General features: G+C 55.6%; 17 protein-coding genes. 12 read left to right on the top strand and 5 right to left on the bottom strand.

What is annotated here, in order from left to right; translation table 11 throughout:
• The 5 genes from Q1K23_RS02860 to plsY form a co-directional block, all read right to left on the bottom strand.
• Positions 1-119: 4Fe-4S binding protein (locus Q1K23_RS02860; RefSeq protein WP_300362173.1), on the bottom strand; the 119-nt coding region annotated here is incomplete at its 3' end.
• A 183-nt stretch (positions 120-302) separates the two neighbouring features.
• Positions 303-1,619: a HAMP domain-containing sensor histidine kinase gene (locus tag Q1K23_RS02865; protein WP_300362134.1), complete on the bottom strand. Its 1,317-nt coding sequence runs from the start codon at positions 1,617-1,619 to the stop codon at positions 303-305.
• Between the two features lie 103 nt (positions 1,620-1,722).
• Entirely contained in the window at positions 1,723-2,403 is a 681-nt protein-coding gene (hsrA, locus tag Q1K23_RS02870; RefSeq protein ID WP_201352564.1) for a homeostatic response regulator transcription factor HsrA, read from the bottom strand.
• 80 nt (positions 2,404-2,483) lie between these two features.
• Positions 2,484-2,813 (bottom strand): dihydroneopterin aldolase, encoded by a 330-nt coding sequence (locus Q1K23_RS02875; protein WP_300362138.1) that lies wholly within the window; start codon positions 2,811-2,813, stop codon positions 2,484-2,486.
• Complete coding sequence (gene plsY / locus Q1K23_RS02880) at positions 2,810-3,436, bottom strand: glycerol-3-phosphate 1-O-acyltransferase PlsY (protein WP_300362141.1); 627 nt, start codon at positions 3,434-3,436, stop codon at positions 2,810-2,812. The genes Q1K23_RS02875 and plsY overlap by 4 nt, the downstream gene beginning before the upstream one ends.
• A gap of 80 nt (positions 3,437-3,516) precedes the next feature.
• Here plsY and nadA point away from each other — a divergent pair, with 80 nt between their 5' ends.
• The 12 genes from nadA to ribD form a co-directional block, all read left to right on the top strand.
• Complete coding sequence (nadA, locus tag Q1K23_RS02885; protein WP_300362143.1) at positions 3,517-4,509, top strand: quinolinate synthase NadA; 993 nt, start codon at positions 3,517-3,519, stop codon at positions 4,507-4,509.
• Entirely contained in the window at positions 4,506-5,327 is an 822-nt protein-coding gene (gene nadC / locus Q1K23_RS02890) for a carboxylating nicotinate-nucleotide diphosphorylase (RefSeq protein WP_300362145.1), read from the top strand. The genes nadA and nadC overlap by 4 nt, the downstream gene beginning before the upstream one ends.
• A 141-nt stretch (positions 5,328-5,468) precedes the next feature.
• Positions 5,469-6,527 carry a flagellar biosynthesis protein FlhB gene (gene flhB / locus Q1K23_RS02895; RefSeq protein WP_300362175.1) on the top strand — a complete coding sequence of 353 codons (1,059 nt, stop codon included), beginning with the start codon at positions 5,469-5,471 and terminating at the stop codon, positions 6,525-6,527.
• A gap of 24 nt (positions 6,528-6,551) precedes the next feature.
• The gene (locus tag Q1K23_RS02900; RefSeq protein ID WP_300362147.1) at positions 6,552-7,502 is read left to right on the top strand and encodes a DHH family phosphoesterase; all 951 of its coding nucleotides are present in this window, start codon (positions 6,552-6,554) and stop codon (positions 7,500-7,502) included.
• On the top strand, positions 7,499-8,875 hold the full coding sequence (locus Q1K23_RS02905) for a M23 family metallopeptidase (RefSeq protein ID WP_300362149.1): 1,377 nt from the start codon (positions 7,499-7,501) through the stop codon (positions 8,873-8,875). The genes Q1K23_RS02900 and Q1K23_RS02905 overlap by 4 nt, the downstream gene beginning before the upstream one ends.
• Before the next feature lie 158 nt (positions 8,876-9,033).
• A complete protein-coding gene (lpxC, locus tag Q1K23_RS02910) occupies positions 9,034-9,918 on the top strand; it encodes a UDP-3-O-acyl-N-acetylglucosamine deacetylase (protein WP_300362178.1) in 885 nt (294 codons plus the stop codon).
• Positions 9,899-10,378 (top strand): hypothetical protein, encoded by a 480-nt coding sequence (locus tag Q1K23_RS02915; protein WP_300362152.1) that lies wholly within the window; start codon positions 9,899-9,901, stop codon positions 10,376-10,378. The genes lpxC and Q1K23_RS02915 overlap by 20 nt, the downstream gene beginning before the upstream one ends.
• A 52-nt stretch (positions 10,379-10,430) precedes the next feature.
• Positions 10,431-11,309, top strand: a complete 879-nt coding sequence (thrB, locus tag Q1K23_RS02920) for a homoserine kinase (RefSeq protein WP_300362155.1) — start codon at positions 10,431-10,433, stop codon at positions 11,307-11,309.
• Between the two features lie 335 nt (positions 11,310-11,644).
• Entirely contained in the window at positions 11,645-14,350 is a 2,706-nt protein-coding gene (gene infB, locus Q1K23_RS02925) for a translation initiation factor IF-2 (RefSeq protein ID WP_300362157.1), read from the top strand.
• Positions 14,347-14,706, top strand: coding sequence for a 30S ribosome-binding factor RbfA (gene rbfA, locus Q1K23_RS02930; protein ID WP_300362160.1), 360 nt, complete (start codon positions 14,347-14,349; stop codon positions 14,704-14,706). The genes infB and rbfA overlap by 4 nt, the downstream gene beginning before the upstream one ends.
• Positions 14,703-15,131 (top strand): ribosome maturation factor RimP, encoded by a 429-nt coding sequence (locus Q1K23_RS02935; protein ID WP_300362163.1) that lies wholly within the window; start codon positions 14,703-14,705, stop codon positions 15,129-15,131. Before rbfA ends, Q1K23_RS02935 begins: the two co-directional genes overlap by 4 nt.
• A 90-nt stretch (positions 15,132-15,221) precedes the next feature.
• A partial coding sequence (gene ribD / locus Q1K23_RS02940; protein ID WP_300362165.1) for a bifunctional diaminohydroxyphosphoribosylaminopyrimidine deaminase/5-amino-6-(5-phosphoribosylamino)uracil reductase RibD occupies positions 15,222-16,153 on the top strand: 932 nt, incomplete at its 3' end.

Here is a 16,153-nt window from a genome sequence, read left to right on the forward strand (position 1 = left end):
TCGGTGCATCGGTCCGGATCGATGATATAGATGGGATCACCCTCTTCGATGGCCCCGTTGGGACATTCGTCGCGACATGCGTCGCATGCTATACATTCATCGGTAATCATCAATGCCATATAAAACCTTCCTCTATCGGGCTTTGGGATTATGCCCGGAAATTAATTTCCGAGATTTATAACCTATGTAACCTTACCTATACCTTAAAACAAGTTTTTAGTTTGTGTTTTTGGGAAATCGTATGTGCGACTCTGCCGTATGCCCTCTCTTTCGGACTTTTTGGCCATTTAGATTGGAAGGCTCTATCTGGGGGGAAGCTCGCACTGGGGTGTCGTCGAGAAGAGCAGTGTGGCCACGGTTCCCGTCTTGCCGTCGGTTCTGTTTTTCAGCGAGATTTTGGCACCCATGGCGTCGGCCGCCGATTTGGCGAGAAAGAGTCCCAGACCGGCGCCGGGTGCGTTGCCGATGCGTTTGAAAGGGGCGAAAAGGTCGACGCTTTCGTCGATACCGGGACCTTCGTCGATCACTTCGATTTTGATCTTGTTCTCCTCGATCTGACGGGTTTTCAACCGGATCGATCTGCCTTTGGGAGTGAACTTGATGGCGTTTTGGAGGAAGTTTTGCAGAATCTGGTTGAGCAGGGTGGTCTGGATGCAGCCGACGAGACTCTCGGGCTGGATGTCGAGTGTCAGTTTTTTCCCTTCCGCCTCGGCAAGAAGTACGAAATCCTCCCCCTTTTTCCTGATGAAATCGATGATGTCGACGGTCTGTGGCAGTTCGAAGTGTGCCCCCTCCTGCCGGCCGATCTCCAGAATGGAGGTGATCATCTGGTTCATCTCCTGGATCGTTTTGTTGGCCAGCTGCAGCGCTTCGATATATTTTTCCGGCTCTCTTTTCTTGATGAGGGTGACATCGTTTTTGAGCTTCATCACGTTCAGGGGTGTCTTGAGCTCGTGGGCGGCACCGATGAAGAGCTCTTTTTGGTATTTGACGAAGGTCTGGATCCGGTTGATGAGACGGTTGATCGACTCTCCCAGGGGTACGAACTCTTCGGGAAGCGTTCTGGTGTCGATCGTCGTCAGAAAATTTTCGTTGAGGGAAGAGAGCTTTTTCGTCAGACGGGTGATGGGCATCAGCAGCATGGCGGAGAGTCCGAAAGCGTAGAGTACGATCAGAATGAGACTGATGAGGTTGATGATGACGATCGAGCGTAGGATCTTCGCCAACATCTTCCGGATGTTGGTGATCTCCTTGCTCACCAGCAGGTAGGTCTGTGCCTTGAAATTGTAAGGGTAGATGAGATCGATGTAGTGTTTGCCGTTCTCCTTGCGCTCTCTCCACTCCAGGGAGCTGTAGAAGTGGTGGGGGGCGGGGATCACTTTGGCCGAAATCTGCAGAGCGTTTTTGAGGTTTTTGGCATCGATCTTTTCGCCTTCCCTGTAGTCGGGAAAAGTCTGGACGATGTAGCGCGCCTGTTTGACGAGCTGTTGGGAGAGTTCGTCGTAGATCGACTGTTTGATATAGGCGTAGAGCATCGTCGAAAAGATGATAAGAAGGATGGAAGAGGCGATAATGAGCTGTGTGAGAAACTGGTTGCGGATACTTCGGTTGCCTGCCATCATCACCCTTTTTTACCGATATTTTAACGTATTTGGGAGAGATGTGGGGCGAAAGCGGATGCGCGGGAGGGGCTCCGCGCATCTTCTATAATGAAATAGGGGGTTACTCTTCGTTGTTTTTCTGGGGGTAGCAGAAGCGGTAGCCACGGCGTCGTACCGTCTCGATGGTCTGAATGCCGAGAGGTTTGTCCATCTTCTGTCGGATCTGGTTGATCGCCACTTCGATGACGTTGGGTGTGACCAGCTCGGGCTCCTCCCAGATGGCGTCGAGCAGCTGCTCTTTGGAGACGATTTCGTCGCGATGGCGCGCCAGGTGCGTGAGAACCTCGAAGGGTTTTCCCTTGAGTTCGATCTCTTTGCCTTTGTAGACCACCTTCTCTTCCTGGGGATTGATGCTCAGGTCGTCGATTTCGATGACGTTGCTGCCACCGAATCGCAGGCGCGCCTTGATGCGGGCGATAAGGATATCGAAGTCGAAAGGTTTCTTGATGTAGTCGTCGGCACCCGCCTCGAGGGCTTCGATTTCGCTCTCTTTGTCGTCGCGCGCGGAGAGGATGATGACGGCGGTTTTCGGATTGTTCGTTTTCGCCTTCTGGATCAGTTCGAGACCGTTGCCGTCAGGAAGCATCCAGTCCGCCAGGATCAGGTCGTAGTTGCGGATATCGAGGTAGTAGTCGCCGTCTTTGAAATTTTCTGCCGAGTCCGTCTGATAATTGAATTCGTTGAGCCCTTCGGAAAGGGTTTTGTTTACCGTGGTTTCATCTTCTACGATCAGTATGCGCATAGGTTGCAATCCTTGGGTGTGAAATTTAAGCGGGATTATAGCATATTTTCAGACTGTTTTAAACTATTTTTCAAAAATTTTTAAAGAAAGGTGCGGAAATCTTCGACGCAGACGCGGCAATTTGGGAGGATGTCGGGTTTGCAGATTGTAATTTTTATCGTCTCTATCCGGGGGAAAGAGGCTTTCAGGGAGGAAAAAAGTGTTTCGAGCGCCTCTTCGACGAGCAGAAACCGGCCCTCTTTCATGACCGATTCGATCTTTCGGACCACTTCGGCATAGTCGAGAAAAGCATCCGGTGCATAGCGGTAGGTCATTTCGGCATCGATGCGGACGCGCTGTGGCGTTTCGCGCTCGAAGTCGAGTATCCCCAGAATCGCTTCGAACTCGAGCGCTTCGATACGGATCGTCATGCGACCCGTTTCTCCTCGCCCCGGATGAGTCGCACGATATTGGGAAGATGCTTGTAGACGACGATGATCGCGATGATCCAGATGGGTGCGTGGGAGTGGATTTCGGGTACGTCGGGATAAAGAAGATAGCTGGCGACGATGAAGGTCAGAAGCGCTCCCAAAGACGCGAGGGAGGAGATGCGCACCGTTTTGCCCAGAATGAACCAGGCGACCAGTGCGATGGCCGCGACGTCGGGCATCATGAAAGCGAGAACCCCGACGCCGGTGGCGACACCTTTGCCGCCTTCGAACATCAGGTAGGGGCTGAAACAGTGGCCCGCGACGGCCAGAACCGCGATGGCCCAGAGGGTGGCGTCGGGCATGCCCGCAAGTTTCGCCACCAGCAGTACGAGGACCCCTTTGAGCGCATCGAGCACCACGGTGGCGATCGCCAGCTTCTTGGCCAGTTTCGGATCCTTCTCCTTGACGACGCGAAGGACGTTGGTGGCACCGATGCTCTGGCTTCCGCTCTGTTTGATGTCGACACCGACGAAAAACCTGGCGAGGAGCAGCCCGAAAGGTATGCCGCCGATCAGATAGGCCGCCAGATAGAATATGATATTGGGATTGGTCAGAAACTCCATCGAAAACTTCTTTATGGTAGAATTATGCGCAATTATAATAGAGATATGGTTACAAGCCTATTAAGTCAAGGACAGTGATTTTGGAAAAACAGGAATTGAAAGAGAAAATCCTCGAACTGAAAGAGAGGCTGCCGGTGACGATCGTCGCCCACTACTATCAGCGGGACGAAGTCTTCGAAATGGGAGACATCACCGGAGACAGTCTCGAACTGGCCCGTCGCTGCAAGGCCGACAGTAACGAATGGGTCGTATTCTGCGGCGTCGGTTTCATGGGTGAGAGTGTCAAGGTCATCGCCCCCGAGAAGCGTGTGGCGATGCCGAGAATCGCCTGCTGCGCGATGGCCCGGATGATCGATCAGCAGTGCTACGACGAATCGGTGGCGTTTCTCGAAAAGCACGGCATCAGGGAAGATGAGGTCCTGCCGATCACCTATATCAACTCCAGCGCCGCGGTGAAGGCGAGCGTAGGGAAGATGGGCGGTATGGTCTGTACCAGTTCCAACGCCTATAAAATAATAGAAAAGGGGCTGGAGAGCGGCAAGAAGATCCTCTTCGTGCCCGACCGCTGCCTGGGGCAGAACATCGCCAACATGATGGGACTCAAATCGTGCGTCATCGGTGACGGAAGCGACCCGAAAGAGGCGGATGTCATCTGCTACAACGGCTTTTGCTCGGTCCACCAGCTCTTTACCGTCGACGATGTGGAGTTTTACCGCAAACGGTATCCGGGGATCAAGATCGCCGTCCATCCCGAGTGCGACCCGTCGGTCGTGGCGGTCAGCGATTTCTGCGGATCGACGAGCCAGCTCATCAAATATGTCGCCGAACTGCCCGAAGAGCAGAAGGTGGCCGTCGGGACCGAGTACAACCTGGTCCACCGTATGCGCGAAAAGAACATCTATGTCCTCTCCTCCACGAAACCGGAGTGCCCCACGATGAACGAAACGACGCTCGAAGATCTCTACAACACGCTGCTGGCCATCGAAAAAGGGGAAGTGGCGACGGAGATCCACGTGGATCCCGAAACGGCCAAATGGGCCAATACCGCACTCGAAAGAATGTTGGCGCTATGATTATCCAGGAATTTGTCAAAGAGGTACTGCTGGAGGATATCGGTCGGGGCGATCTGTTCGGTCGGGTCGCTCCCAAGAAGGAGGCGACGGCCCACATTATCGCCAAGAGCGAGGGGATCGTGGCGGGTCAGCCCTATCTCGAGGCGCTGGCGAAATTTTGCAACCTGCGTCTCTACTGGTTCAAACGGGATAGAGAGCGGTTCGAAGTGGGTGACGTGCTGCTGAAGATCGAGGGGCTCGCCGCCGATCTGCTGGCGGCGGAGAGAACGCTGCTGAACATGCTTTTGCACGCCAGCTCCATCGCCACCCAGGTGAAGCCCTACATCGAGGCGCTTGAGGGTACGGACGTGATGCTTCTTGATACCAGAAAGACCCGGCCGATGCTGCGCAATTTCGAAAAGTACGCGGTCCGTATCGGCGGCGCAGCCAACCACCGGATGGGACTCGACGACGCGCTGATGCTCAAGGATACCCACCTGAGCCTGATCGACGATCTGAACGCCTTCATCAAGGAGGCGCGGCGCCAGATCCCCTTCACGACAAAAATCGAGATCGAGTGCGAAAGCTACGACGATGCGGTGAAGGCGATGGAAGCGGGTGCAGATATCGTCATGTGCGACAACATGTCCACCGACGAGATCGAACGGGTCGTCCGCTTCAGAAACGAAAGGTTTCCCGGCGTTTTGCTGGAAGCCAGCGGCAACATCACCCTAGAAAACATCCGTGACGTGGCGATGACCGGTATCGACGCCATCAGCTCCGGCGCCATCATCCACCAGTCGAGATGGATCGATCTTTCCATGAAAATCGTCACCTAAGTCCAGTGAACGGTAAACGGTGAACGGTGAACGGATAAATAGGGAAATCGGAAATCGGGAACCGGGAGTGGAATCTCTCTTCTTTGAGCCGGCGACCGCCGGCTCTCTCAACACTCAACACTCAACACTCAACACTTTGCTATCATGGCCGACGATTTAGAAAAAACCGAAGAACCGACCCCGAAGAAGATCGAGGATGCCAAGAAAGAGGGGAATGTCCCCAAAAGCATGGACACTTCGGGATTTGTCACCCTGCTTGTGGCGGTGGTCGCCTTCGTGGCGCTCACGGGGTGGATCGTCGATCGGCTGGAGACCCTTTATCGTTACTACATCGATTACGTGGGAGTTGAGCTGACGCCGAGGCTTCTGGTGGAGATCACGACCTATACGGTCATCCAGATATTCATCATGGTGCTGCCTCTGGCACTGCCGGTGGCGCTGGCGGGAATGCTGGGGGCCTGGGCGCAGTTCGGATTCATCTTTACGACCAAACCGCTCGTGCCCGATCTGACGAAGATCGACCCGATCAAAGGGGCCAAAAACCTCTTTTCCTTGAAAAAGCTGATCGAAGGATTCAAAATCACCGTCAAGGTGGGTGCCGTATTCGCCGTGGCTTTCAGCGTCTTTCTGGGGTTTATCGAGGAGCTCGTTTCCGTCTCCCACGCTCCCTTGCTTCACCAGATCCAGTGGCTTGCCGACAGGGCCGTCATCCTGGCGGCGGTGATGCTCGTCCTGCTGATGGTGCTGGCGCTGGTGGATCTGCTTTTCGTGCGCTACAACTACTTCAAGGGGCTTCGGATGTCCAAACAGGAGATCAAGGACGAGATGAAGCAGATGGAGGGAAACCCGGAGATCAAGGCCAAAATCAGGCAGATCCAGATGGAGATGGCCCGCCGAAGAATGCTCGCCGAAGTCCCCAACGCCGATGTCGTCATCACCAACCCGACCCATTTCGCCGTGGCGCTTCAGTACAAAGAGGGTGAGAGCAAAGCCCCCAAAGTCGTGGCCAAAGGGGCCGATCTGATCGCGCTGAAAATCAAGGAGATCGCCCGGGAGCACCATATACAGATCGTAGAAAATCCGCCTCTGGCCAGAGAACTCTACAAAAACGTCGAGATCGACCAGGAGATTCCCGAGCAGTTCTACCAGGCGGTGGCGGAAGTGTTGGCATTCGTTTACAGATCCAAAAGCGCCCTGTGAGAAGAGTTTGGATAAAATCGCGCCATGGAATATCAGCAAGCCAAACAGATGATCGAAGAGGCCCGTCACATTACGGTGATCGGGCATCTCAATCCCGATGCCGATGCCCTGGGAACCGCCCTGGGACTCTGGTGGATATTCAAAGGTCTTAAAAAGCGTACCGATGCGGTTTTTATGACCCGGCCCCTTCCCCAGGTCCTCTCTTTTCTGCCGGGATACGGAAAGATCAGGCATGCCGTGCACCCTAGAAGCGATCTGATCGTCAGTGTCGACTGCGGCAGTTTCGACAGGCTGGGTATTAAACGCCCCAAAAACGCGCCTTTGGTCAACATCGACCATCACAAGAGCAATACCGCCTACGGGGATATCAATCTGATCGAGTCCGATTATGTCTGTGCCGCCGAGGTCGCTTTCAGGCTGAGTGTGACGGCCGGATGGGAGATACCCAGACACAGTGCCGTCAACTTCTATACGGCGCTTTTGAGCGATACGGGATTTTTCGGGTACGAAGGGGTGAACGAACGGGTCTTCGATTTCGCCAAAGCCCTGCTGAGGCTGGGGGCTTCGGCGGAGTGGACGGCCCGGATGCTGCGGGAGTATCAGCCGCTTTGCAAAATGCGGCTGCTTCCTATGGTACTGGAGACCCTGACACTCTATCTCGACGGCAGAGTGGCGGGGCTGCACGTCACCCGGCAAATGCTGGAGAAGACGGGTGCCACCGTCAGTGAAACGGAGGATTTCGTCAATTACGCCCGCTCCCTGGCGACGGTGGAGATCGGCTTCCTGATCCGTGAGGAGGAGGATGGCGGACTCAAGGTGTCGCTGCGCTCCAAAACCGAAGCGGATGTGAGCCGTATCGCCGTCGCCTTCGGAGGCGGCGGACACAAGCACGCCGCGGGATTTACGATGTACGGTGTGGAACATGATGTGCTTGTCGAAAAAGTACTGAAAAAGATCGAGGAGTTGAATGGATGAGACGTAAAAAGAGTAATCTGGGTGTGACACTGCTGCTGGCCGTTTTTATCGCCATCATCGCAGGAGCGGTCTATTTCGCCAATTCGCCGATGTTCGAGAGAAACGCGCCGAAAATCGAGGTGGCGGATGCGCTGTATTGGAATCTGAAAAAGCCGATTTCAGTCAAACTGGTGGACGATACCGGCATACGAAGCTACCGCGTGACGCTGAACGACGGCAAAAACAGTTTCGTCGTGGCCGAAGAGAAACTGGAGACGCCCCGGCAGGAGGTCGATATCGCCGTGACTCTGCCGCGTGCGGGATGGAACCGCAGGACGACGTCGGCGACGATGGTCGTCGAGACCTCCGATATCAGCAACTGGAACATGCTAAAAGGCAACAGCGCTTCCAAAAAGGTGGCCATCACGATCGATGCGGTCCGACCCTCTGCTTTTGTCGTGGCCAACTCCTACAAGATCACCCAGGGAGGTAGCGCCCTGGTCGTCTTCAGCGCCACCGACGCCAACCTCAAGGATGTCGCCATCCATACCAGTTTCGGCAAGGTGTTCAAACCCGAGCCCTTCTACAAGGAGGGCTACTACGCGGCACTGATCGCATGGCCCGTGACCGAGAAGAACTTCAGGGCCTGGGTCGAGGCCACCGACCTGGCGGAGAACGTCACCAAGGCGCATATACCGCTCTATATCGAAAGATACCGCTACCGCCGCTCCAACATCAAGCTCAAGGACCGTTTCCTCGAAGGTAAGATCGCCGATCTCGCCACCCAGTTCGACGAGACGGCCAATGTCTCCGACCCTCTGGAGCGCTTCAGGATCATCAACGAGGATATCCGCAGGAAGAACGAGGATCTCATCCACAAACTCAGTTCGAAAGTCTCGGACCGGCTGATCCGCCGCTGGAGCGTCAGGCCCTTCTATCCTCTGAAGAACGGCAAAAAGGTCGCGAGTTTCGGGGATCACCGCTTCTACTACTATAACGGAAGAAAGGTGAGCGAATCCTACCATCTGGGTCTCGATCTGGCCAGCGTCAAGATGGCCGACATCCGGGCGTCGAATCCGGGTCGCGTGGTCTACGCCGGCTACAACGGCATCTACGGCAACATGCCGCTGATCGACCACGGCCTCGGGCTCTATACGCTTTATGGCCACTGTTCGACGCTCTATGTGACCGAAGGGGATGTGGTGGGCAAAAAAGATGTGATCGCCAAAACCGGAAAAACGGGGCTGGCGCTGGGGGATCATCTCCACTTCGGTGTCGTCGTACAGGGTATCGAAGTGCGTCCTGTCGAGTGGATGGATTCGCACTGGATCAAAGACAATATCACGACCGTTTTCGATACGGCCAGAAAGATGATCGACCGTCGGACGAGATAGAGGGTTTGTAAATACGTATTAATGTAGCTTTCAGGTTTCAGCGGCTTTATGGTATGATAGTAGGATTTGGAGAGCATTCGGAACAGTTTTTTGCAAGCTGAAACGTGTCTCGACACCGGTCCTGTCGAGGCGATGGACCAAGTTAGGAAAAGATTATGATTAAACAGAGAACGATAGCCAAACCGGTCAAGAGTGTCGGTATAGGACTGCACAAGGGCAAACCCGTCCATCTGCGGCTCGAGCCGCTCGAGGCGAACAGCGGCATCGTCTTTTACAGAAAAGATGCCGGTGTCTCGATACCTCTCTCGCCCGAATATGTCGTCGATACGCAGATGGCTACCGTCATCGGCAAAGATGGTGTCAACATCTCGACGATCGAACATTTTCTCTCCGCTCTCTATGCCTACGGTATCGACAATATGCGGGTCGTGCTCGACGACGGTGAAATGCCGATCATGGACGGCAGCGCCGCGAGTTTCTGCATGATGCTGGACGAAGCGGGCATACGGGAACAGAATGCCGGCAAGAGGATCCTGCGCATCAGGAAAGAGGTCAGGGTCCAAAGCGGCGAGAAATATGTGGCCCTCAAACCTTCGGAGACGGCGAGTTTCGCTTTCAGAATCCGTTTCGACCATCCCGTCATCGCGGAGCAGCATAGAGATTTCGTTTTCAGCAAGAGCGGATTCATCCGCGACATCGCAAGGGCCAGAACGTTCGGCTTCCTCAAAGAGGTGCAGTACCTCCGCAGCAAGAACCTGGCGCTGGGGGGAAGTCTCGAAAACGCGATCGTGCTGGACGACACGAAGGTTCTCAATCCCGAGGGGCTCCGTTTCGAGGACGAGTTCGTTCGCCACAAGATACTCGACGCGATGGGAGATATGAAGCTTCTGGGAGGTCCGATCCTCGGCCGATACGAAGCTTTCGCCGGAAGCCACGACCTGAACCACAAGCTGACGCTGGCGCTGCTCGCCGATCCGAGCGCCTACGAAGTGGTGACTCTGCAGGTCAAAGAGAGCGTCGCTTTTGCAAGAAGCTTCGCATAGTCCCAGACCCGCCGCCGAACTTCTCGTCGTCGGTGTCACCTCCCCGCTGCTTGTCGGCCTCTATGTAGATGGAGAACTTTTCGAAGAGTTCCGAAGCGAAAAGAAGACATCGGAAGCGCTTCCGGCGATCCTTCACGACGCGCGCTACAGATATGACCTCAGGGCTCTCTACTACGCCAGGGGGCCCGGCAGCTTCATGGCGATCAAAGTGACCTACGTCATGCTCAAAACCTTCTCGATCGCGCTTGAAATCCCTCTCTACGCTGCCGATGCTTTCGCCTTCAACGGAAACCGCCCCATCAAAGCGATCGGAACGAGCTGCTTCGTGAAAAAAGGGGACGAGATCCGTATCGAGCACGGATGCGGCGAAACCCGGGGCGGATTCGAACTGCCCATGCGTCTGGAGAGGGCGCATTTCGGAGCGGAAAACGAACCTCTTTACATTCTGCCGGCCGTATAGTCCTCTAAGCAAAGTTTGAATAAAATAGCCCAATTTTACAGAGGAGATCTCTTTGACAATCAGTGTGCCTGCAACCAGCGCCAATCTCGGACCCGGCTTCGATACACTCGGGCTCTCTTTGAATCTGCGCAACAAGGTACACATCCAGCCCTCCTCCTTTTTCAGTGTCTCCATCAAAGGGGAAGGGGCCAACAACCCCCGCCTCAAAGGGAACAATCTCTTCATCAACATCTTCAACGATCACTACCGGCACCTGACGGGCAAACGGGGGGTTTTCCGCTTCCGTTTCTTCAACAAGATTCCGCTCTCCCGCGGTCTGGGAAGCTCGTCGGCCGTCATCGTCAGCGCCATCGCCTCGGCCTACAGCGCGGCCGGCGTCAATGTCACGAAGCGGAAACTCCTCAATCTGGCGCTCCATTACGAACACCATCCCGACAATATCACCCCCGCGGTCATGGGAGGGTTCAACGTGGCCGTCGTCGAGAACCGGAAGGTCTACAGTCAGAAAAAACGGATTCCGGGCTATCTCAAAGCGGTCGTCGTCATTCCGGACAAACCGATCTCCACGGCCCACTCCCGTACGACCCTTCCTAGAAGCTACCGGAAGGAGGATGCCATCTACAATATCGGGCACTCCTCACTGCTGACCGCCTGCTTTTTCAACGAGTCCTGGGAGATGCTCCGCATCGCCGCGCGTGACCGTTTTCACCAGGCGACCCGTATGAAAATGCTTCCCGAACTTTTCGAAGTGCAGAAGATCGCCATCGAGCACGGCGCCCTGATGAGCACACTCTCCGGGAGCGGCTCCACCTTCTTCAACATGACCTACAAAGAGGATGCGGAAGCGCTTCTCGAGAAGTTCCGGAAACGTTTTCCGAACTTCCGGTGCATGGTCCTCGATTTCGACAACGAGGGTGTCATTTTCGGCTGAGAGAGGAAATGGGCCGATAAAAAGCTGCAAAAGAGAATTATTTTGGTATAATTGCACGATTATGTCCGATCCGGTTAGAATGTGCATCCATTGCCGCGGCCGCTTCATGCAGGCTCAGCTTATACGGCTCCAGTGTCAAAACAATCAGATACAACCATTTCAGGGGTACGGAAGAAGTTTCTACCTATGCCACTCGTGTATCGATGACAAGAAGCTTGCCAGACGGCTCGCTAAGCAGTGTGGAAACAGAACATATCTGACGATCGATCTGGGCGAATATATCAGGGGGCTTCTGCCAGACGGCGGTCGCACCGAATTTAAGGAGATGATAGCGAATGGATAAAGTACGCATCCATGAAATAGCAGCAGAGCTGGGAATAAAAAGCAAAGAAGTTGTGGAGATGGCCAAGGAGATGGGACTGGACGTCAAAGCACCTTCGAGCAGTGTCACTCCGGAAGATGCACAGAACCTCATGAGTTTCGTCATGACCGGAACACTACCAGCTTCCGCCGCGCCGAAAAAATCTCCGACAGCCCCGAAAGAGGAAGAGAAAAAAGAGAAGGAAGAGGCGAAGCCCGAAAAGGCAGCCGAAGAGAAGGCCGTGGAAGCTCCGAAAGCGGAAGCGGAGGAGAAAAAGGAAGAAGAGGCCGTCACCGAGAAGCCCGAAAAGGCGGAAGAGAAACCCGCCGCCAAAGAGCCTGTGGCGGAAGAGAAGGTCGAGGAGACCGCCGGGGAAGAGGCGGCTGTCGAAGCGAAAGAGAAGCCTGCGGAAGAGAAACCCACGGAAGAGAAGCCGGAGAAGAAAGAGTCGCTGGCCCAGGCCTCCGTCAAACGCCGCCGCGGCATCTTCATCGTGAAGAAGAAACGTCCGAAAGTGGAACCGGTGGCCGAAACCCCATCGATCAAGAAGAGCGAAATCGCTCTGGAGAACCGTATCATCGCATCGGTGGACGAGAGCATCGCTGCCAAAAAGGCGAAAAAGAAGGCCAAAAAAGCGGCACCGGCACCCAAGAAGGAGGAGGGCGTCAAGCTCAATCTTCTCGAAGACCGGGATATCGGCGGCATCAGTGTCGACTATACGACGGAAGAGGTCGTGCTTCCCGACTTCAGCGAAGAGCTCAGAAGCATGGAGGAGCCGAAGTCCCCGACGACACTCAAACCGGCGGAACCGCGTCCCAAACAGCCGATCGGACGCCGGGGACCGCAAAGCAGAGGAAAACGCAGCGTGAGCAGAACAACACCCAAAAAACGTCACAGACGTACGGAAAAAACGGAGACGACCCCCACTGTCGTCAAAATCCCGGAGGATTGCCGGGTCTACGAGTTCGCCGAAAAGGTCGGAAAGACCGCCGGAGATGTCATCAAGGTACTTTTCTCCCTCGGCAAGATGGTGACGAAGAACGATTTCCTCGAGAAGGACGAAATCGAAATCCTCGCGGAAGAGTTCGGCGTGCAGGTCGAGACGATCAACCCGCTGGACGAACTCGATTATGTCGCGGCATACGACGCCGTCGAAGACGAGTATCTCGAAGAGAGACCTCCCGTCATCACGATCATGGGACACGTCGACCACGGTAAAACCTCGCTTCTGGACAAGATCCGTGAAACGAAAGTGGCCGAGAGGGAAGCGGGCGGCATCACCCAGCACGTGGGTGCCTACCAGGTCGAGAAAGATGGCAAGAAGATCACTTTCATCGATACGCCGGGCCACGAAGCCTTTACCGAAATGCGTGCCCGGGGCGCCCAGGCGACCGATATCGTCATCATCGTCGTCGCGGCCGACGACGGAGTCAAGCCCCAGACGATCGAAGCGCTCAACCACGCCAAGGCGGCAGGCGTTCCGATGGTGATCGCCATCAACAAGATCGACAAACCCGACGCCAACCCCGACATGGTCAAATCCCAGCTCGCCGAGCTGGGTTACATGCCCGTCGACTGGGGTGGCGAGTACGAGTTCGTCGAAGTCTCCGCCAAGACGGGACAGGGTATCGAGGATCTTCTGGAGACGATTCTGCTGCAGGCGGAGATCATGGAGCTCAAAGCCAATCCGAAGCGCCACGCCAAAGCGGTCGTCATCGAAAGCTCCCTGGAAAAAGGACGCGGTCCCGTCGCCACCGTCATCGTCAAAAACGGTACGCTGCACGTGGGAGACCACGTGATATGCGGACGGACTTTCGGACGTGTGCGTACCATTCTCGACGATCTGGGCAAACAGGTCAAGCAGATCGGGCCGAGCGATCCGGGTGTCGTCGTGGGACTCAACGACGTGCCAGACGCAGGTGAGATCCTCGTGGCGATGGATTCGGACAAGCAGGTTCGTGAACTGGCCCAGAAGCGTGCCGAATATCTTCGCCAGAAAGAGCTCAGCAAGTCGACCAAAGTCTCGCTGGACGAACTGAGCGCACTGATCGCCGAAGGTCAGATCAAGTCCCTGCCTGTCATCGTCAAAGCCGATGTCCAGGGATCTCTCGAAGCGATCAAGGGAAGCCTCGAGAAACTCAAAAACGAAGAGGTCAAAATCGATATCATCCACAGCGGTGTGGGCGGTATCACCGAGAGCGACGTGACACTGGCCAACGCCAGTGAAAACGCCGTGATCCTCGGCTTCAACGTCCGTCCGACGGCCGCGATCAAGCAGAAAGCGAAGCAGCTGGGCGTGGAGATCAAGACCTACTCCATCATCTACGACCTGATCGACGATGTCAAAGCGCTCCTCAGCGGCCTGATGAGCCCCGTCATCAGCGAGGAGGGTATCGGCCAGGCGGAGGTGCGCGAGACATTCTCTGTCGCCAAAGTCGGAACGATCGCCGGATGTATCGTCACGGACGGTGTCATTCGCCGAAACGCCAAGGCGCGCCTCATCCGCGACGGCGTGGTCATCTACGACACCCGGATCAGCTCTCTCAAACGTTTCAAGGACGACGCGAAAGAGGTGGGCAAAGGGTACGAGTGCGGTATGATGCTCGAAAACTTCAACGATATCAAAGTGGGCGACGTGATCGAAGCCTATGAAGAGAAAGAGGAAAAAGCGACCCTATGACGCCTGAAGAGATCAAACGAAAACGGGCCGACTCGATTCTGCGGGAGCTGATTCCCGAAGCGCTCTCCCAGCTTGGTGACGAGCGGCTTCGGGGGTTGACCGTGACGGAAGTGGTCTGCTCCAAGGGCCGGAGCGACGCCGATGTCTATCTCGATCCGACGGGTCTGGACGAAGCGGAGCAAAGAGCCATCCTCAAACAGCTCAAAAAGGTGACGCGGGGACTGGAAGCCTACTGCCTGAAAGCGGAGGGATGGTTCAAGTCACCCAAGTTCCACTTCAAATTCGACAAAGAACTCGATCGGGTGAAGCGGATGGACGAACTCTTCGCACAAATCGAAAAAGAGTTGAAATCATGAGTGTCACCGACGAAGTGAGAAAAGTGGTCGAATCCCACGGGGCGAAACTCTACGATACCGAAGTGGTGAACGAAGACGGCCATACGGTCTATCGGGTCTACATCCTCAAAGACGGGGGTGTGGATCTGGATCTGTGTGCCGACATCAGCCGTGACCTCTCCCCGATGCTCGACGTCTATCCCCCCGTCAGCGGCCAGTACTATCTGGAAGTGAGCTCCCCGGGTGTCGAAAGAACACTCAAAAAACCGGAGCATTTCGAACAATCGGTCGGAGAGAAAGTCTATCTGAAACTCAGCTCCGGCGACAGGGTCAAAGGGACGCTCAAAGGGTTCGAAAACGGGGAGGTGATTCTCGAAACCGAACATGGCGAAGAGCGTTTCCCGCTGAACGAGATCCGCAAAGCCAGAACCTACTACGAATGGTAAATCGGTTATCGGGGTGTCGCGATGCGACACGATAATTCCGACCCAATATACCAATACACCAATATACCAACAACCGACGACACTTTCTACATGCGCCTCGCGCTGAACGAGGCGTGGAAGTACCAGCTCCTCACCTATCCCAATCCCGCCGTCGGGGCCGTCGTCGTCGGGGCCTGTGGCGAGGTGATCGCCGTCGCGGCCCATCGGGAGGCTGGGAAACCCCATGCCGAAGTGCTTGCGATCCGTGACGCCTATGTGAAACTCAGCGGCGACCTGTCGCTGGCGGAGTGCGACGATGCGGTAGTGCTGCACGAAAGACTTCCCGAACTCTCCCGAAACCTTTTTCACGACAAAACGATTTTCGTGACGCTGGAGCCCTGCAATCATACGGGCCGCACCCCGCCCTGTGCGTCGCTGATAGAGAAGCTGGGGTTTGGCCGGGTCGTCATCGGTTCCGCGGACCCCAATCCCGAAGCCACCGGCGGTGCGAAACGGCTGAAAGAGGCGGGTATCGACGTGATCGAGGGGGTGGAGAGAAAAGCGTGCGATGCGCTGCTGGAACCTTTCATCATGTGGCGGAACGGGCGGTTCGTCTTTTTCAAGCTGGCCCAGACCCTCAACGGCGTCATCGACGGCGGTATCATCAGCGGCGAGCGCTCCCGCCGATGGGTGCATGCGGTCCGGGAGAGGATCGACGTCCTTCTGATCGGAGGTGAAACGGTACGCAAGGACCGCCCGAGACTCGACAGCCGCCTGACGGGAGGGGAGGCTCCCGACGTGGCGATCTTCACCCGCCATCCCGATACCATCGATCGCACCATTCCTCTCTTTTCGGTTCCCGGCCGCAGCGTCTCCTTCACCGACCGTCTGCCCGAAAAAGGGCTGGTGATGGTCGAAGGCGGAGCGGGCACTTTCGAAGCCCTCGAAGAGGAGATCGACTGGATGGTTCTCTTCGTCGCCCCCTTCGTCAAAGGGGGAATGGGGTATAATGGCGCCAAAAATTTCGAAATCCTCCACCAGCG

The organism is Hydrogenimonas sp. (assembly GCF_029933015.1).
Lineage (GTDB): Bacteria > Campylobacterota > Campylobacteria > Campylobacterales > Hydrogenimonadaceae > Hydrogenimonas.